Genomic DNA, 19,670 nt, shown 5'->3' with positions numbered 1-19,670 from the left:
ACTATGAAAAATAAAGTTCTTTTTACCGTAACAATAATTGTCGTTTTTTTACTCGGATTATTGGCATCAAGTATTATTAACCGAAAAAACGAGGCTAAATACCAATATGTACCTAACGTGCAAATTGGCGAAAATGAGCCCAGAAATTCGGAGTGGGGTAAAAACTATCCACGCGAATACCAATCGTACTTACAAACAGCCGATACAACTTTCAAATCCTATCAAGGTGGTTCTGCTATGATAGATATGCTAGAAGACGATCCGCGATTAGTGGTGCTTTGGGCGGGCTATGGTTTTTCAAAAGATTACTCGCAAGGTCGTGGCCACTACTATGCCATAGAGGATATTCACAATACCTTACGAACAGGCGCTCCAGAAACCAAAGACGACGGACCCATGCCAGCTACTTGTTGGACCTGTAAAAGTCCAGATGTTCCGCGCTTAATGAATGAAAAAGGTGTAGCAGAATTTTATGATGGTACTTGGGCAGAAAACGTATCGGAGGTGGTTAACCCAATTGGTTGCGCAGATTGTCACGATCCAAATAATATGAAATTACGTATTACCAGACCCGCTTTAGTTGAAGCTTTTCAAAGTATGGGGAAAGACATTAATAAAGCAACACATCAAGAAATGCGATCTTTGGTTTGTGCACAATGCCACGTAGAGTATTATTTTGATAAGAACAAACCAGGCCACGAAGGAACACCATATTTAACATTTCCTTGGAAAAATGGCTTTTCTGTGGAAGCTATGGAAACCTATTACGACGACATGGAATTTTCGGACTGGACACATGCCATAAGTAAAGCGCCAATGCTTAAAGCGCAACACCCTGGCTACGAAACTTATTTAACTGGTGTTCATGCGGATCGTGGTGTGTCCTGCGCAGATTGCCACATGCCGTATAAAAGCGAAGGCGGTCAGAAATTTACAGATCACCACTTACAATCGCCTTTAAATAATGTGGCTAATTCTTGTCAAGTTTGTCACCGGGAGGATTCCGACAAGTTAATAGCAAATGTGTACGAAAGACAACAAAAATCTACTGAAAACAGATTGAAGCTAGAAGATTTACTGGTAAAAGCGCATATTGAAGCCGGTAAAGCTTGGGAACTAGGCGCTACCGAAGAACAAATGCAGGATGTATTAATGAGTATTAGGCACGCACAATGGCGTTGGGATTATGCTGCTGCTTCACATGGTGCCTCTTTCCACTCCCCTGTTGAAATTGGCCGTGTAATTGGTAGCGGTTTGGCAGAAGCCCAAGAGGCACGTGTTAAATTAGCAAGACTTTTAGCTAATTTAGGCTACAACGAACCAGTACCAATGCCCGATATTTCATCGAAAGAGAAGGCGCAGAAATTTATTGGCTTGGATGTAGAAAAATTAATTGAAGAAAAAGAGCGCTTCAAATCTCAACAGCTGCCTAAATGGCTAGAAGAAGCTAAAGCACGAGAAGCTAAAATGGATGGTAACGATGTGGTAAGCAACCAATAACAGTACATACAAAATAACCATTCAGTTTTAACATTAATATCTTTACAGCCACGAGGCTTGTTATTATCCTATGAAATTTTTATACCGATTATTTTCATCATCTGTATTAGCACTTATATTATTAGTAATTTTTGCGGTAGCCATGGCTACCGCAACTTTTATAGAAAACGATTTTGGCACCGATGCGGCTTGGATTAAAATTTACGATGCGTGGTGGTTTGAGCTTGTAATGATTGGCCTTGCGTTTTCATTTTTAGCCAATACGTTTAAGTACAACCTTTGGCGCAAGGAAAAATGGGCTGTACTTTTGTTTCATTTGGCCTTTATAATTACCATTATTGGGGCAGGTATAACCCGATACCATTCATATGGTGGCATTATGCGTATTCGGGAAGGACAAACGGCAAATACCATCATTTCAGATAATAATTACCTACAAATTCATATTTCTAACGGCTCTGTGGCACGCCATGTTCAAAAGAAAATGGAATTTTCGGCGCTGAATAACAACCAATTTTCATTACAAACAGATTTAGACAATACCGATATTACGGTTTCTTTAAAAGAATTTGTTCCCGATGCTTTACCAGAAATTATAGACGACCCTGAAAATGGCGCGCCATTATTACAATTAGTTACAACGTCTGGTAGCGGCCGAGAAACACTTTTTTTAAGCAAAGGGGAAGTGGAAGTTATTGGGCCGCATAAACATAAAGTTGGTTTTGAAGCCACCGAAAAAGGTATCATAAACATTACCGAAACCAACGGAAGTTTTAAAATATATTCGCCGCATAAACTAGATTTTTTCATTATGGCGAGTCAAACGGCAGGTGTAATTCCCAGAGACAGCCTACAAAACATGACCCTTAAAACCTTGTACAGACAAGGAGATTTGTCCTTTGTGCCGCTTTCCTATCACGAACATGGCGCTATGAAATTGGTAAGCACGTCGGAAAAACTTAAAGATAACGACCCTGCAAAAGATGATGCTGTGGTGCTAAATGTATCGGTTGGCAGCAAAACGGAAGAAGTTATGCTTTTGTATAGAAAAGGGTTTTTACCCACCACCCATGAAGCTACCATAAATGATTTGCATTTTAGTATTTCGTATGGTGCCATGCCTATTGAAATTCCTTTTGCTGTAAAACTAAACGATTTTCAATTGGAACGCTATCCCGGATCGGAAAGTCCGTCGTCCTACGCCAGTGAAGTTATGGTTGTTGATGGTGAAACCACTTTCCCATTCCGGATTTTTATGAATAATGTATTGGATTACGGCGGCTATCGGTTTTATCAGGCTAGTTATGACACGGATGAAAAAGGAACGGTTTTAGCTATTAACCACGATTTATTAGGCACCACAGTTACTTACATTGGTTACTTTTTGTTAATGGTTGGCATGTTTTTTACATTATTTGGTAAAAACACACGATTTACGGTTATTTCCAAAAAGTTAAAAAAAGTAAAGCAACTCACGCCCCTGCTTATTCTTTTCTTGTTAAGCACTGCACAGTTAAATGCACAAAACCCCATAAGTACCGATTCGGTTCCTTCTACAGCCGACTTGGTTATTTCGCAAGAAATTGAAAAACAACACAGTAATTTATTCGGCCGGATTTTAGTACAAGATATGGATGGTCGTATAAAACCTATAAACACGTTGGCGTCCGAATTTCTTCGTAAAATTTATGGTAAAACAAAATTTACCTACCATACAGCCAATAAAACGGTTTATTTGGACGCTAATCAGGTATTTTTAGGTATGCAAGTTTCTCCAGGAATATGGCAAAATATCCCTGTAATTAAAATTGATGCCAAAAAAGGTGGCTCGCATTTTAAACCGCTTAAAATTACTTCAGACGGTTATATTGCGTTTCAACATTTAATTAATCCGGATGGCGATTATGTCTTATCCAAACTAGCCGAAGAAGCTAATGCTAAAAAGCCTGCAGAACAAAACGAGTTTGATAAAGAGGTTATAAAAGTAGACGAGCGATTTAATATTCTGTTTAATATTTTTTCAGGTAACTACCTAACTATTTACCCAAACAGTCTTGACGAAAACAATAAATGGTTTAGTTACACACACCATTTTAAAGATTTTCCGCCGGAGGATGGTGTTTTTGTTCAGAATATAACGCGTGGTTATTTTAACGATGTTGCCGAAAGAAATTGGTCTGCCGCCACAGAAAAACTGTCTTATATAAACACATATCAACGAACTCTAGGAGCAGATATTATTCCAAACCAAGAGCGTATTGAAGCCGAAATTTGGTACAACCAAATGAATCTTAACTTTTGGTTATTTCAAACGTTTTTTACTATTGGCCTAATTATGCTCGTGCTGGCATTGTCTAAAATTTTTGTAGAGAAGCGCTTGATTAATGTGTTTTGGAATATTTCTATTATAATAACCCTTATTAGCTTTTTAATATTTACAGGTAATATTTTATTACGCTGGTACATTGCTAAACACCCACCATGGAGTAACGGTTACGAAATGATGGTATTTGTGGCTTGGGTATTGGTATTGTGTGGTTTGCTAACCTTCCGGAAATCGGATTTTTCCTTACCATTGGCAACCTTATTTTCTGGTTCTTTATTATTTGTAAGCTATTTAGATTGGCTAAATCCAGAAATTACCAATTTAATGCCCGTTTTAAAATCGTCGTTTTGGTTAAAAGTCCATGTAGCCACCATTGTTAGTAGTTACGCACCTTTAGCACTATCGGCGGTGTTAGGCCTTATGGCCATGCTGTTAATGATACTTAAAACAAAACAAACAGCTCGGGTAATAGATTTACGCATTAAAGAGCTTACGTATATTAATGAAATTTCCATGACCATTGGCTTATTTGTTTTAACCCTAGGTACCTTTTTAGGTGGTGTTTGGGCTAACGAATCTTGGGGCCGTTATTGGGCATGGGACCCAAAAGAAACTTGGGCTTTAATATCTATTATTATTTATGCCATTGTACTTCACTTACGTTTGGTTCCTGCCCTAAACAGCAGGTATGTGCTAAACATGACCAGCGTGTTTGCTTTTGGTTCAATAATTATGACATCCTTTGGCGTAAACTACTATTTAACGGGACTTCATAGTTATGCGGGTGGCGACCCTGTTCCGGTGCCTAAATTTATTTATGTATTAACCGCCGTGGTAATACTAATAAGTATAATAGCCTATTTTAGAAACAAAAAACGCCTGAAATAATTTCAGGCGTTTCGCTTTTTATATATCCATGGTTTATTTAACTGCTTGCAGTTTTAAAAACCGTAATACTTCTGTATTAAATTCTGTTGGTTGCTCTACGTTAACCACGTGACCACAGTTTTGTATGACATGAAGTTTGGCACTAACATGTTTGGAAATAACCTCTTTAATAGAAGGTAAAAAAAGATGATCCTGCTCCCCCATTATGTACAAAGTAGGAATGTTAATATCCTTCATTCGAAACAAACGCAAAAGAGGTGTAAGCTCTGCTGTAAGTTTATACCAACGTTTAAATTCTTTTTGGTAAAGTTTTTTGGCTTCTTTTACAAATAACGAGCGCGATTCTTTATGATTTTTCCTAGGCATGATAATAAAAGCAAACAGCTTGTAAAGAAAAATATAAGGTACAACCGATTTAAAAACGTTACCAAACCCTATTAAAAATTTGGAACGCGCATTCAGTTTTAAAATAGCACCACCCATAACCATACTTTCTACACGCTCGGGGTTGCGTTCTGCTAAATCGCGTATTAAAATGGTTCCTAATGAAATTCCTATAAAATGAGATTTCTGTATGTTTAAGTAATTTAAAACCTCCAGTATATCGTTGGATACCACTTCAAATGTGTAGCGCTTAATGGTTTTATGTGGCAATACACTTTGGCTGTTGCCATGACCGCGCAAATCTATAAGCAATACATTAAATTGCTCTTTAAAAGCTCTAATTTGCTGAAACCAAATGGAGCTACTGCCACCAGCACCATGTATGAAGGTAACCCATTCTGTGGTTTCTTTATGTTTGTAAATTGAATAACTTAACATGTTTTTAAAAACAAAAAATTAAAAAACAATACCTTCTTACCATGGTTTAAATTTTACGCAAGATACGAGAAACTTCGCACTCTTTCGGAATTTAAACTAATTTTTAAGATTTCAAATAATGTTTGAACGTGTTGTAACTAGCTTAAAAATTACTAAAAACAACCCTTACAACAATATAACAATTACAGGAACTACTGGCTTCCAAGCTCTGTTATCATAACATCACCAAGCTTTAAAAACGCCTAAAGTACCCTACTTTACATATAACATAAGGCGTGTATTGTTCAACATTTAGGTTGTAACAAAGGTTACAGACTTAAAGGAATACTAACCTTACTTTTGCTTAAGAAAATATAACAACCATGAAATTATCTTTTTTAATACCATTACTAGCTGTAATTTTCATTACTCCGGTTCAGGGCCAAAGTTTGGTTCCTATAAGTAAAACGGAAGTATTACAAAAAGTTTCTGAAAACAACACCCGTATTAAAATTTCTGAAAAAGAGTTTAGTGCGGCCCAAGCAGATTACAGGCAAACTAATGCCATTTTTTTACCTAACATAAGCGCTAGCCATACAGGTATAGCCACCACCAACCCATTAATGGCTTTTGGCTCTAAATTAAATCAGGAAATTTTAACTCAAAACGATTTTAATCCAGCCCTGCTTAATAACCCCTCTCAAATAGAGAATTATGCAACAAAGTTTGAAATACAGCAGCCTATTATTAATGTAGATGGCATTTACCAGCGTAAAGCCGCCAAATCTAAAATGGATGCAATGGCATTACAAACAGCGCGCACAGCCGACTTTTTAACCTTGGAAGTAAATAAAGCTTATATGCAGTTGCAGCTAGCTTATAAAGGTGTTGCCGTTTTAGAGCAAGCCTTAAAAGCTGCAAACGCCAATAAAACACTTGCAGAAAACAGTTTTAAGCAAGGCTATTTGCAACGCGCAGATGTATTAAACGTAGAAGTTCGTGTTACCGAGGTTTTAAATCAATTACAAACAGCCAAGAGCAATGTAAAAAATGCCTCTAACTATTTATCCTTTTTAATGGCAGACGAAGGTTATGTGGTATACACGCCTACAGATAGTCTGCAAATAACCACGCCCATAACGGAAATAGAAACTATTTCTGAAAATCGTTCGGATATAAAAGCGATGGCATTGGCTACCGACGCCTACGAGGCCTTAAATAAAGCCGATAAAATGGCTTTTCTGCCTAGATTAAATGCTTTTGGAAGCTACGAATTGTACGACGATACTATTTTTCAAGGAGGTGCCAACGGTTATCTTTTTGGTGCTCAATTAAGTTGGGATGTATTTCAAGGATCAAAACGCTTTGGCAAAGCTCAAAAAAGTAAAGCCGAATTGCAAAAATCGCAATTAGAATACAAGCAATACGTAGCACAAAGCAATTTAGAGTTACAAAAGGCCAAACGCGCCCTTATGGATGCTGAAAATAAGTTAGCATTAACAGCTTTAGCCTTAAAACAGTCCGAAGAATCCTTGCGCATAAGAACCAACCGATTTAAAGAAGGTTTGGAAAAAACATCAGACCTATTAATGGCTGAAACACAATATTCACAAAAACAACTAGAATACTACCAAACCGTTTTTGAATATAATTATGCCCAAGCCTATTTACAATTTTTAACGCGCTAAATGCGTCAATTAACACCTATTTTAAAACAGACTCTTAAACACTAAAAAATGACAACAGTTTCCAAGTTAAAAACTGTTTAATGACAAATAAACTTAACAATCATGAAAAAACATAGTTCCATTTTAACGCTTTTTATAGCTTCTTTATTTCTTGCTAGCTGTGCTAACGACAATAAACAAGTGGCTACTAGCACTACTCCGCCCGTTGCCGTAACCGTGAAGCAAGTTGCCGAAAATACCAACACCCCTTTTTTATCGGTTAGTGGTACCATTCAAGCTCAAAACAGTGCCGATTTAAGTACGCGTATTATGGGCTATGTGGAAAATGTAGCCGTTAACGTAGGCGATACGGTAACAAAGGGACAACTGTTATTAAGCATAAATAACACCGATTTATTAGCTAAAAAGGCCCAAGTAAATGCCAGTATAACAGAAGCCACTGCAGCCTTTAATAATGCTGAAAAAGATTATAACCGTTTTCAAAAATTAGTAGCGCAAAACAGCGCTTCTCAAAAAGAAATGGACGATATAACAGCCAATTACGAAATGGCAAAAGCCCGATTGGAAGCAGCTAAACAAATGAAAAATGAGGTAGCAGCGCAATTTGCTTATAGCAATATTGCTGCACCATTTAACGGGATTATTACCGGCAAAAATGTAGAGGAAGGCCAAATGGCAAACCCTGGAAAGCCGCTAATAAGCTTGGAGGCTCCCGGACGTTTTGAAGTGATGGCTATGGTTCCAGAAACTGAAATTTCGCAAATAAAAAATAATACCCAAGTAACAGTTTTAGTATCCTCTATTAACGCTACGCTTACAGGAACAGTAAGCGAAATAAGCACATCTGCCAAAAACACTGGTGGGCAGTACCTCGTAAAAATAACGTTACCACAAACGCAAACACCTATTTTATCTGGCATGTTTGTTACGGTGCAATTTCCAGTAGAAAAACAATCGGAATCACAACTAATTTTAATTCCTACAAGCGCGCTGGTTACACAGGGTCAATTATCCGGTGTGTACACCGTTAGTCAAAGTAACAATGCCCTATTACGCTGGTTACGCTTGGGCCGAACCTTTGGAAATCAAGTAGAAGTTTTATCGGGCTTAAGCGCAGAGGAAACCATAATAATTGCATCGGAAGGAAAACTTTTTAACGGTGCAAACATCACAATTAAATAATTAGAACATGAAAGAAGGTATTGCAGGAAAAGTAGCCAAAGTCTTTATGCAATCAAAATTAACAATTTTGTTAATGATTGTGTTTATGGTGGTTGGCGTATATAGCTCATTTTTAATTCCACGTGAAGAAGAACCTCAAATTGATGTGCCTATGGCCGATATATTTGTGGGCTATCCGGGGGCGAGTCCTACCGAAGTAGAGTCGCGCGTAATTAAACCTTTAGAGCAATTAATTTCCAATATTAAAGGTGTAGAATACGTATATTCTACATCCATGAAAGAGCAAGGTATGGTTATCGTGCAATTTTATGTTGGAGAAGATATAGAACGGTCGTTTGTAAAATTATACAACGAAATTAATAAGCACATGGATGAAATGCCTTCGGGTGTTACCTTCCCTTTAGTTAAAACACGTGCTATAGACGATGTTCCTATGTTAGGGTTAACGCTGTGGAGCGAAAACTACAGCGACTTTCAATTAGGGCAAATGGCCCAGGAGCTGGAAGCGGAAATTAAAAAAGTTAACGACGTAGCTATTACCCACAAAATTGGTGGCCGGGAACGGCAGTTGCGCGTCGTTTTAGATAAAGACAAATTAGCAGCCAGCGGACTCGATTTCCTTGCGGTTTCCGAGATGATACAAGCCAACAACAGCCAGTTAAGTGCTGGAAGTTTTAATAAAAACGACACCGAATTTTTAATTAATACAGGCAAGTTTTTAGAAAGCGTTACCGATGTTGAAAATTTAGTGGTTGGCGTTCATAAAAATCAACCTATTTATTTAAAGCAAATAGCCGCCATAATAGACGGACCTGAGGTACCTCAAAACTATGTAAGTTTGGGTTTTGGAAAAGGCAGCGAAAAAGCAGCTAATTTTAATTCAGAATACCCAGCAGTAACCATTTCTGTTGCGAAACGAAAAGGTGCTGATGCCATGAAAATTGCCGAAGTGATTATAGATAAGGTAGACCATTTGCGCAGCAGCTTAATTCCGGACGATGTACATGTAGAAATTACTCGTAACTATGGCGAAACCGCATCGCAAAAGGTATCTGAACTTTTATTGCACCTAATAGGTTCTATTATTGCCGTTACCTTTGTGGTTATGTTAGCTATGGGCTGGCGTGGTGGTTTGGTGGTATTCTTATCGGTACCCATTACATTCGCTTTAACCTTATTAAGCTATTACATGCTAGATTATACATTAAACCGAATTACCTTATTTGCTTTGGTGTTTGTAACTGGAATTGTGGTAGACGATTCTATTATTATTGCAGAAAACATGCACAGGCATTTTAAAATGAAACGCCTCCCCTTTAAACAGGCCGCTTTATATGCAATTAACGAGGTTGGAAACCCTACCATATTAGCAACCTTTACGGTAATAGCCTCTGTGTTACCAATGGCTTTTGTATCGGGTTTAATGGGTCCTTATATGGCTCCTATGCCAATTGGCGCCTCTATAGCTATGATTTTGTCGCTTTTTGTGGCTCTAACCATAACACCTTATTTAGGTTATATTTTCTTGCGTGAAAAAGATAAAAAAGCACAAACCGAAAAACCACAAAAAGCTTTAGAAGATACTTTAATTTACAAAGTATACAACAAAGTAGAACGGCCCCTAATGGAGAACAAAACCAAGCGCTGGTTATTCTTATTTGGCACCTTTGCTGTGCTTATAGGTACCATGATGCTGTTTTTAACCAATTCGGTTGCCGTAAAAATGCTACCCTTCGATAATAAAAATGAATTCCAAGTGGTTATCGATATGCCCGAAGGCACCACTTTGGAGCGTACCGCAGTTGTAACCCAAGAAATTGCACAATATTTAGCTACCAGACCGGAGGTTGTAAATTATCAGAATTATGTGGGTACCTCTGCCCCTATTACCTTTAATGGCTTGGTGCGCCACTACGACTTACGAGGAGGTAGTAATATGGCCGATATTCAGGTTAATTTAATTGATAAAGGAGAACGGTCTGCCCAAAGTCATGACATTGCTAAATTGCTACGACCAGACATTCAAAAAATAGCATCTAAATTTAATGCCAATGTAAAATTGGTTGAAGTACCACCAGGACCGCCTGTTTTATCTACTATTGTAGCCGAAGTATATGGACCAGATTACAACGAGCAAATAAAAATTGCCAATAATATTCAACACATTTTAAATAACACAACCGATGTGGTGGATGTGGACTGGATGGTAGAAGCGGACCAAACCGAATACGACTTCGAGATAAACAAAGAAAAAGCCATGCTTTACGGTATAGCGCCACAACAAATAGCATATACCATGAATATGGCCTTATCCAACAGAGCCGTAACAACGCTTTATGATGAAGATGCCAACAATCAAGTGGGCATAGTTTTAAGTTTAGACGAAAAGGAAAAATCATCCATTTCAGATATTTCGCAGCTAAAAGTTAAGGCCAAAAATGGCGCCATGATTCCTATTGCGGACTTGGTGCAAGTAAACCAAACTACTAGCGCCAAAAGTATTTACAGAAAAAACCAAAAGCGTGTGGTGTATGTACTAGCCGATATGGCTGGCGAATTAGAAAGTCCGGCATACGCCATATTGGGTATGGAAGATAAACTTAAAACCATCCCATTACCAGAAGGTTACCAACTAAACGAATTGTATTTAGGTCAGCCAGACTTCGAAGACAATTATACCGTAAAATGGGATGGTGAGTGGCAAATTACTTTAGAGGTATTTAGAGATTTAGGCATTGCCTTTTTAGGCGCATTAATTTTAATTTATATCCTTATTGTTGGTTGGTTCCAAAACTTTAAAGCGCCTGTAGTAATGATGGTAGCTGTACCATTATCGTTAATTGGTATTATACTAGGGCATTGGTTAATGGGCGCCTTTTTTACCGCCACTTCTTTTATTGGTATGATTGCCTTGGCTGGAATTATGGTTAGGAACTCGGTTTTGTTAATAGATTTTATAAACTTAAGAACTGCGGAAGGGATACCTCTTAAACAGGCAGCTATTGAGGCGGGAGCGGTAAGAACAACGCCTATTTTACTAACTGCAGGAACAGTGGTAATTGGGGCATTTGTTATTCTTTTCGATCCAATTTTTCAAGGTTTAGCCATTTCGCTTATGGGTGGTACCATTGTATCTACTGTACTTACTTTGTTGGTAGTGCCATTAGTATATTACATGATTGAGAAAAAGAATTTTAAATAAAACTTACAGACTTAAGTAACATTGCACTTTTGAACATTTTACGTTCTAATTGGCGTTACTTAAGTCTTATTAAAACCAAAAACCTATGAAATTAGTCATCGTAACAGCCGTAAAAGCTTTTCAGAAAGAAGTTTTACAACTTTTTAAAGAGGCAAAAATTGAAAGCTTTAGCAGTTCGGAAATAGATGGTCATAAAAACGCGCCAAGCTTACTGGCAACCTCTAGCTGGTTTCCTACGGTAAGCGGCGGAAATGAATCGGCTTTGTTTTTTTCATTTACCGATGAAGCCCGCATTGATACTTTATTTACTTTAATTGAAGCTTTTAATTCAACTTTGGAAACGTATAACCCCATAAAAGCGGTTGTGGTTCCTATTGAAAAATTTATATAACCCCTAAAAATTTATAACATGTTAAATACATATTTCAGAACAATTGTAGGCTCCATGGTATTATTGAGCGTGGTATTAACCGTGTATGTGCATCCTAACTGGATGTGGTTTACCGTATTTATTGGCGTGAATTTAATTCAATCGGCCTTTACAAAATGGTGCCTTTTAGAGACTATTTTGGTTAAACTAGGTGTAAAAAAAGAAGGAACGGCAAGTTGTTCGGTTCCCAATAATAAATAAATACCCGGTTATTTGTAGGTTAGTGACACTTACAATTAAAAAACCCCATTAGCAATTTACCTGCTATTGGGGTTTTTCTATATAATAAAGAAACTATTACGAGTAATTTTAATGTTGCCACATACTAATTTGGCTTTACAGCTATTGTTATTATTTACCAACCGTTGTTGCATGTTACAACAGTGCACCTTACAGGAAAAATTTAGAGTAAATCTTCTTTTCTTGGGGCAAAACGTAAAATTAAATAGCCTACAACAGCAGCAATTAACGAACCTAGCAAGATACCAATCTTGGCAGAGTCTATATACTGTGGTGAGTTTGAAAAGGCTAAACTAGCAATAAAAATGGCCATCGTAAAGCCAATACCCGCTAAAAAGGCCACACCAATAATTTGATAGTAATTAATATTGGATGGTATGGTAATTAATTTCGTTTTTTCTGCAATAAATACTAAAAGCGGAATACCTAAAGCTTTTCCTAAAACCAAAGCTATAACTATATGAAATGTAAGCGCCATATCAAGTTCCACATCACTACTTATCATAACCCCAGCATTTGCTAAAGCAAAAACAGGTATAATAAAATAAGCAACCCAGCCGTGTAACTTATGCTCCAAGCGCTGCAAAGGCGATTGGAATTCATACGAATAATGCTCCAAATCGTGAATTTGTTTTAACTGATCGTTGGACAAAATTGGCTTTTGAGAAATAGCAGAGGCCTTTAATTTATTATATACCTGTTGTAACTTTTTCAAGAACGCATTGGTATAAATACGTTGCTTAACTGGCACTGAAAACGCCAATAAAATACCCGCAACAGTTGGATGCACACCCGATTTTAGAAATAAAAACCAAACTACAGCCCCAACTAAAACCAAAGTGACATTAGAGTATAGGTCCTTGTAGGATAAGAAATATAATAGTAGTAATAGCACTGCAGCAATAAGAAGCAAGGTTGTGTTTATAGTGCCACTGTAAAAAATGGCAATTACCAATACGGCACCAATATCGTCCACGATAGCAAATGCCGTTAAAAATATTTTTAAACTTAAAGGAATACGACTTCCCAAAGCGTTTAATACCGCTAATGAAAAAGCAATATCTGTTGCCATAGGAACGCCCCAACCCTGAAATGTTTCTGGATTATTATTAAGAAGAATAAAAAAGGCTACAGGCACAATCATACCTCCAAGGGCGCCAAACAATGGGAACGCCATTTTTTTAGCAGAGTTTAGCTCGCCTATTAAAAGCTCGCGTTTTATTTCCAAACCAATAAGGAAAAAGAACACGGCCATAAATCCGTCGTTAATCCACAGTATTAATGGTTTCTTAAATTCGAAAGAATCTGTTACAATACCAATTTTGTACTGCCATAGTTCTTGATAGGCAGATCCATAACCCGAGTTAGCCCAAATTAAAGCAAGCAAAGTAGCCGCCAGAAGTAAAATACCACTAAAACTTTCTAATTTTATAAATTTTTGAATGGGTGTTAGCAGTATTCGTTTAAGCATATAATTGGGTTTTGAAATTTATAGTTTATCAAAGATAACGCATAGACTTTTTCGTTCTTTAAAAAGGTCTATTTTTTAATATTTTTTTAGGATTTTACCTGTGGTGATGCAGCACATCAGAAAATAAAGGAAAACTAATATTGCGTAACATTAGTTTACCTCTAAAAATACATCTTTATTTTAATTAATCCAAAACATAAAAACAAGTAATGCTGTTTAATCGCTATAAATACATAACTTTTTACCGTCTAGATCTTATCTTTTTGTGCAACACCCTTTTTAATTAGCCAACATTAAATATGGAACTTTCATATTGTTTGCCACTTGTTCAGTTTTATGATCCCAAAAAACATGTTCTAAAAAACTGTATTGCTTTCTAACCATACTAAATAAATCGATGTCATTATCCTGAACATACTCTAAAACCGTTTTTAAAAAGGGGGCTCCTTCACTAAAAACAAAGGCATGTGGTGTGGGCTTTAAAAGTGTGGTAATAAGTTGTTGGTGCTTTTTTTGCTCGGCATTTAACATGGCTTCCGTACCTATGTGCAATACCTCAACCTGAAACTGTAAGTCGGTTGCTAATGTCCGTAGCATTTTTAAATCTGCGTCCTTATAAGCAGAATTGTAACTAGTGGTAAACACGGCTTTGTTTACTGGTTTTATAGGGCAATTATATGGCACCGCTAATACCGGCACCTGGCAGCGCTGAAACACCCGCAAAGTATTACTACCAAAAACAGCTTTCGCCATATTGGTAACTCCTTTTGTACCCGTTACTATTAACGATATATTAAAATTAGTTATGGTTTGGTTTATGGCTGCTACCAAATTATCGTAATCAACAATACTGTAATAACTATGTAAGGTATTATCGTAGCTTCCTTTTAAATCCGAGATAAAGCTCTCTAAATCTGTTTTAGCATTGGCAATTAATTCTTGGTAAATAGAATCTGTGGGCTGACTTTGCAAAAGTTTATCAGAAATAAACATAGACGATTTTACTACATGAAGTATGTAAAAGTTACAAGGCACATCGGCTAGTAGATTAAGGGCGTATGTAATAGCAAATTTTGAATTTTCAGAAAAATCAGTTGTTAGTAAAATAGATCTCATAGGTGGGTTTTGGTTTCTCGATACAAGATAACACTTGCGGCGAAAAAAATAAATTATTCAGATACTTTTCTTAAAAAAAACTAAATATCCGAATTTTCTTACATAAAAAATAGACGAACAGTGCATTTCATCGATAAAAGTCATTTTTCTTTGATGAATAGCTTTTATTAATATAGATTTGAAATGACTAACATAAACTTATAAAAGATGACGCAACTTTAATTTTTAACATTTTTCTGATAACCGGTGGTACAAATAATCCATAACAAACAGGGCGCCACCCACTTTTAGAAATTTTAAAGCTATTAACCCAACCATGACACCAAAAATCCCCACCAAACAATACGCACCTGCATTATGCATGCTACTTGCCTATGTTTTTACGTTGTGGGGTACGCATGCCCAAATAACCATATTACAACCTAATTTAAGCTTTACGCAAGCTTGCGCATCTCCTGGCTTTAATACGTATAATGTCTCTTTTTCTTTTTACCCTGCTCAAAACTTGAACCCGAGTAATGTATTTATTATTGAAATGTCTGACAGCGACGGAAATTTTACAACGCCTACTACGGTACAAACGTTATCCAATAATACATCGCCTGTTTCTGCAAGTTTTGCCTTACCAACAGATACCGCGGGCGAGAACTATAAAATTCGTGTTCGCAGCACCAGTCCGGCGCAAGTGAGCCCAGTGAGCGATGTGTTTTCTGCTTATTACGCCATTCATAATCAGCCCTATTCTATTAATGCTTACAACAGTTCGGTAACAATTTGCGAGGGCCAGTCCTATTTTTTAGAAGTAGACGATAACGGTACTAATTCGCAACCTGTGTTTTACCCTAGTTTACGTTATATATGGTATAAAAATTTTATTGAAATTCCTGGTGAAACAAGTGCTTCACTGGAAATTAACGAATCGGGTTCGTATTATAGTATTGTGGATTATGGCTCATGTGTAATGAATTCATATTCCAATATTGTTACCGTTACAGTGGCTCCTAATATTACACCTGTAATAGAAACATCAGACGGTGGCACCACCATTTGTCCAAGCGAAAGCAAAACGCTTATTAGTACTTTACAGGACCCCAGTTATACCTACACATGGTTTAAGGACAACAGCATAATTCCTGCAAGTAACAATCCAACATTTATTGCCACGCAAGCAGGTGTGTATCATTTAGAAATAGATAATGGTGGTTGCGTGTTTACATCCAACACGTTAGTTTTAGATGTCACGGATGTTTCACTAACCTTGGATGTTCCTTCTGCTCTTATGTTAGTTCCAGGCGAGTCGTTACTGGTATCTGCCAGTACTAACGCTCAAACATATTCCGTACAATGGTTTAAGGATTCCTTGGCACTTACAGGAGCCAACTCCCTTTCTTATAATGTTACAGATGTAGGTGTTTACAAAGTAGTTATAAGTCAGTCCGCTCCTTGCTTAATAGAAAAAGAGGAAACTTTTGTAGTTATCCCACCCGACGCTATAACTATTGCGGTAAATACAGACGTAGGTTACAACGCATGTACCAGTATACAAACAACTTTAAGTCCGTCCAGCTTTAATGCTACTTCCACATTAGAAACTTTAAATATTTTAAACAATACCTTGGGGTATCTATATCAGTGGTATTATTACGGTGCGGCTATTGCCGGCGCAAATACCCCAATTTATACGGTTACCAGTGCGGCATATAACGGACCGTATGCTTTGGAGGTTACCATACCGGGTTTTGGTGTTATTTACTCCAATAATATTAATGTTAATCTGGCTATTCCAAATAGTACCATTACAAACGATCAAGATTTGTGTACTGGCCAAACAGTTACTTTTACTAGCAGTATTACTGCCACCAATTACAATTATCAATGGTTTAAAGATGGTAATCCTGTTGCTGGTGCCAACCAGCCTACCTATGCTACTACCGAGGCCGGAACTTACTACCTAGAAATAAGCAATGGTAGTTGCCAAAATAATTCTAACAGTATTAGCATTCAAAATTCTAGTATTACAGCAACACCAAATACAGCCACTACCGATATTATTATTCCAGGCGAAACCAAAGTTTTAAGTGTTAGCACCACTGCCAACAATCCTGTTTACGCTTGGTATAAAAATGGCACGCCCATTTCTGGTGCTACAAGCGCTACTTACAACGCAGTAGAAGCTGGTATCTACCGCATAAACGTTTTAGAACCGGGGGCTTGTAATTTAGAAACAGATGTCTTGTTTCAATTGGATTATCCAACAGGGTTTAACCTAACTGTTGCTGCTGCCACAGATTATGTTCCGTGTTCTAGCACTTCCACAACATTACAAATTAATCAGTTTTTAGCTCAAACTTCTTTAGGTACAGTTAATATATTAAATAACACCTATAATTATAGCTACCAATGGTATAAAGATGGTGTGCCAGTTAGCGCAGGCAATCAAACTACTTTAAACCTACTAGATGCAGCGGAAAATGGCACTTACAATTTGGAGGTAGCCATTCCTGATTTTGGGATTATTACCTCAAACAATCTAACTATAAATTTAGGTATTGAGCCCATTATTATTGAAAACTCGGGTGCCTTTTGCTCTGGCCAAACGACTTCTTTATATGCCAATGTGTCGAGTAGTTTATACACTTACCAATGGTTTTTAAATGGTACACCTATTTCTGGAGCAACTTTACCAACATACCAAACTAATATAGAGGGAACCTTTTCATTAGAAATTAATTCCGGAAGCTGTACCCGCATGTCTAACGATTTAGTTCTTGTATTTGGCGAAATAAACATTTTTAGTGGAAACCCCGCTTCCGATGTTATTTTGCCAGGCGAAAGCAAAACCATTTCGGTTTCTACAGATGCTGCACTTCCAAGTTATGAATGGTTTCGAAACAACCTTTTAATTACGGGTGAAACAGCAGCTTCTTTAACCACCAATCAGCCAGGATTATACAAAGTAGTTGCTAGCCAAACTGAAGATTGCACACTTATTTCAGAAAAAACTTTTTTATTGGAGAACCCTATAGATTATCATATTGAAATAGCTATAGATGCCAGTTATAACGCCTGTTCTAGCAGTACGCTTCCTATTAATTTATCTGTATTTGAAGCCATAACTACTACCGGAACTATTGATATTTTAAACAATCCAGATATCGTGTTTACCGCACAATGGTTTAAAAATAATACCCCAATACCAGGCGAGACTGGCACACAAATAAATCTTTCTGATACCAGCGATAACGGGGATTACCATTTAGAAATAAACATAACGGAATTTGGTACAATTTCTTCAAATAGTATTCCTGCAAACCTGAATACCAATCAACCTCTAATTATTACTTCAAGCGGCCTGTTTTGTTCAGAAAACCCACAAGTGGATATAAATAGTAATATAAATAATAGCAGCTTTACCTATCAATGGTATTTAAATGGCTCGTTACTCACAACCAATAATGCTTCTACGCTTCAAATAAACCAAACAGGTAGCTACAAACTAATTATTGATACAGGAAGTTGTACTAAAGAATCCAACACGCTAATTATAGAAGAGTCTTTTATTAGTGTTACCCCACTCGCACCCATTAACACCACGCTTATTCCGGGCGATACTCAAACCCTTGCTGTTCAAACAGATGCGCTACAGCCAAATTTTCAGTGGTACAAAAACGGAACGCCAATAATTGGAGCCAATACCGCCAATTTTAATGCAAGCACGGCCGGTGGCTACCAAGTAATTGTTACACAAACTATTGGGTGTATTATGGAGGCAGATGTGGTGTTTACAGTAAGCTATCCAAATAACTTTGTAGCCACCATTGCCCCAAGCAGTAACTATCAAGAGTGCGTAAGTTTAAACACCCAGTTAGCTTTAACTAACTTGTATGCGGAAACTGAAACAGAAACCATTAACTTAACCAACAATCCGTATAACTACGCCTTACAGTGGTTTAAAGACGGTTCTCCCCTTATTGCCGAAACAAGCAACACACTTCCAATTGATGCCTTTCATGCTAACGGCGACTATTATTTGGACATTACAATTCCAGATATAGGCGTTATTACCTCTAATGTTGTTACCATTACTTTAGGATTTTTAGATGCTGTAACCATACAATCTACTGGCATTCTTTGCGAGAGCAATCCCAATACAACCTTGTTTTCAGACATTAGCAATTCGCAATTTTCTTATCAATGGATAAATGCCACAACCAATACACCTCTGAGCTCAAATATGGAGCAACAAGTTAGCGAGGCAGGCGATTATTATTTGGAGGTGACTTCAGGCACCTGTGTGGTAACCTCAAATACGGTAACAGTAGCCGTGCTAAATGCCGACGCTTTGAGTATTAATTATCCAGATGCCATTAACCTTATAGAAAATACACGTTTAACAATAATTGCCGAAGGCGCCGACACCTACACATGGACCTTCAACAATGCCACAGTAAGCAATACAAATTCTTTAGTGGTAACAGAAGAAGGTATCTATTTACTTACGGGAATTATAGATGGTTGCGAGGTTACCAAAGAGATTATTGTTACAGAAGTAGAAAATAAAGCCATAGCAATACCTAATGTTGTTACCCTAAATAATGATGGTATAAACGACACATGGGGGCTTCCAAATAAATATGTAGCCAAAGAAGAAGTAGACGTCATTATATATGATTCTACAGGTAAAGTTGTTTTCAGACAACGCAATTATATGAATAACTGGCCACCTGCAGATTTCGAATTTTCCACCAAACAACCAGTGTATTACTACACTATTTTGGAGGATAATGAAATTACACAAAAAGGCTCTATAACACTAATAAAATAAC

Annotated in this window: 11 protein-coding genes; 8 read left to right on the top strand and 3 right to left on the bottom strand. The window is 37.2% G+C overall.

All coding sequences use genetic code 11. The features are described from left to right. The first annotated feature begins 3 nt into the window (after window positions 1-3). Together nrfA and ccsA are read left to right on the top strand one after the other, a co-directional pair. A complete protein-coding gene (gene nrfA, locus ACFSQP_RS02715) occupies window positions 4-1,500 on the top strand; it encodes an ammonia-forming cytochrome c nitrite reductase (protein WP_376891583.1) in 1,497 nt (498 codons plus the stop codon). A 70-nt stretch (window positions 1,501-1,570) separates the two neighbouring features. After that, window positions 1,571-4,714, top strand: a complete 3,144-nt coding sequence (gene ccsA, locus ACFSQP_RS02710) for a cytochrome c biogenesis protein (protein ID WP_376891582.1) — start codon at window positions 1,571-1,573, stop codon at window positions 4,712-4,714. 33 nt (window positions 4,715-4,747) lie between these two features. On the opposite strand, the gene ACFSQP_RS02705 is transcribed toward ccsA, so the two are convergent. After that, complete coding sequence (locus tag ACFSQP_RS02705) at window positions 4,748-5,536, bottom strand: alpha/beta fold hydrolase (protein ID WP_376891581.1); 789 nt, start codon at window positions 5,534-5,536, stop codon at window positions 4,748-4,750. A 362-nt stretch (window positions 5,537-5,898) separates the two neighbouring features. Between ACFSQP_RS02705 and ACFSQP_RS02700 the strand changes: the two genes are divergently transcribed. The 5 genes from ACFSQP_RS02700 to ACFSQP_RS02680 all read left to right on the top strand — a co-directional run bounded on the left by ACFSQP_RS02700 (window position 5,899) and on the right by ACFSQP_RS02680 (window position 12,218). Then, entirely contained in the window at window positions 5,899-7,203 is a 1,305-nt protein-coding gene (locus ACFSQP_RS02700; protein WP_376891580.1) for a TolC family protein, read from the top strand. Window positions 7,204-7,305: 102 nt separating this feature from the next. Continuing rightward, window positions 7,306-8,385: an efflux RND transporter periplasmic adaptor subunit gene (locus ACFSQP_RS02695; protein WP_376891579.1), complete on the top strand. Its 1,080-nt coding sequence runs from the start codon at window positions 7,306-7,308 to the stop codon at window positions 8,383-8,385. A gap of 7 nt (window positions 8,386-8,392) precedes the next feature. Next, complete coding sequence (locus ACFSQP_RS02690; RefSeq protein WP_376891578.1) at window positions 8,393-11,587, top strand: efflux RND transporter permease subunit; 3,195 nt, start codon at window positions 8,393-8,395, stop codon at window positions 11,585-11,587. An 85-nt stretch (window positions 11,588-11,672) separates the two neighbouring features. Beyond that, complete coding sequence (locus tag ACFSQP_RS02685) at window positions 11,673-11,978, top strand: hypothetical protein (RefSeq protein ID WP_376891576.1); 306 nt, start codon at window positions 11,673-11,675, stop codon at window positions 11,976-11,978. Window positions 11,979-11,996: 18 nt separating this feature from the next. Continuing rightward, window positions 11,997-12,218 carry a YgaP family membrane protein gene (locus tag ACFSQP_RS02680; protein ID WP_376891574.1) on the top strand — a complete coding sequence of 74 codons (222 nt, stop codon included), beginning with the start codon at window positions 11,997-11,999 and terminating at the stop codon, window positions 12,216-12,218. 202 nt (window positions 12,219-12,420) lie between these two features. Here ACFSQP_RS02680 and nhaA read toward each other — a convergent pair whose 3' ends face one another. Then, window positions 12,421-13,728, bottom strand: a complete 1,308-nt coding sequence (nhaA, locus tag ACFSQP_RS02675; RefSeq protein WP_376891572.1) for a Na+/H+ antiporter NhaA — start codon at window positions 13,726-13,728, stop codon at window positions 12,421-12,423. 279 nt (window positions 13,729-14,007) lie between these two features. Further along, window positions 14,008-14,844, bottom strand: a complete 837-nt coding sequence (locus ACFSQP_RS02670; protein ID WP_376891570.1) for a universal stress protein — start codon at window positions 14,842-14,844, stop codon at window positions 14,008-14,010. Between the two features lie 316 nt (window positions 14,845-15,160). Between ACFSQP_RS02670 and ACFSQP_RS02665 the strand changes: the two genes are divergently transcribed. Next, window positions 15,161-19,669 carry a T9SS type B sorting domain-containing protein gene (locus ACFSQP_RS02665; protein ID WP_376891568.1) on the top strand — a complete coding sequence of 1,503 codons (4,509 nt, stop codon included), beginning with the start codon at window positions 15,161-15,163 and terminating at the stop codon, window positions 19,667-19,669. Window position 19,670: the final 1 nt, after the last annotated feature.

Origin of the sequence: Bizionia sediminis (assembly GCF_042684585.1) — a bacterium.
GTDB classification, from domain to species: Bacteria; Bacteroidota; Bacteroidia; order Flavobacteriales; family Flavobacteriaceae; genus Algorimicrobium; species Algorimicrobium sediminis.
The sequence above is the reverse complement of the archived record's forward strand: the minus strand, read 5'-3'. Positions and strand labels throughout refer to the sequence as shown.

Excerpts from the sequence above, each read along its gene's own strand:
- nrfA (WP_376891583.1), top strand. The coding sequence starts at position 4 with ATGAAAAATAAAGTTCTTTTTACCGTAACAATAATTGTCGTTTTTTTA.
- ccsA (WP_376891582.1), top strand. The coding sequence starts at position 1,571 with ATGAAATTTTTATACCGATTATTTTCATCATCTGTATTAGCACTTATA.
- ACFSQP_RS02705 (WP_376891581.1), bottom strand. The coding sequence starts at position 5,536 with ATGTTAAGTTATTCAATTTACAAACATAAAGAAACCACAGAATGGGTT.
- ACFSQP_RS02700 (WP_376891580.1), top strand. The coding sequence starts at position 5,899 with ATGAAATTATCTTTTTTAATACCATTACTAGCTGTAATTTTCATTACT.
- ACFSQP_RS02695 (WP_376891579.1), top strand. The coding sequence starts at position 7,306 with ATGAAAAAACATAGTTCCATTTTAACGCTTTTTATAGCTTCTTTATTT.
- ACFSQP_RS02690 (WP_376891578.1), top strand. The coding sequence starts at position 8,393 with ATGAAAGAAGGTATTGCAGGAAAAGTAGCCAAAGTCTTTATGCAATCA.
- ACFSQP_RS02685 (WP_376891576.1), top strand. The coding sequence starts at position 11,673 with ATGAAATTAGTCATCGTAACAGCCGTAAAAGCTTTTCAGAAAGAAGTT.
- ACFSQP_RS02680 (WP_376891574.1), top strand. The coding sequence starts at position 11,997 with ATGTTAAATACATATTTCAGAACAATTGTAGGCTCCATGGTATTATTG.
- nhaA (WP_376891572.1), bottom strand. The coding sequence starts at position 13,728 with ATGCTTAAACGAATACTGCTAACACCCATTCAAAAATTTATAAAATTA.
- ACFSQP_RS02670 (WP_376891570.1), bottom strand. The coding sequence starts at position 14,844 with ATGAGATCTATTTTACTAACAACTGATTTTTCTGAAAATTCAAAATTT.
- ACFSQP_RS02665 (WP_376891568.1), top strand. The coding sequence starts at position 15,161 with ATGACACCAAAAATCCCCACCAAACAATACGCACCTGCATTATGCATG.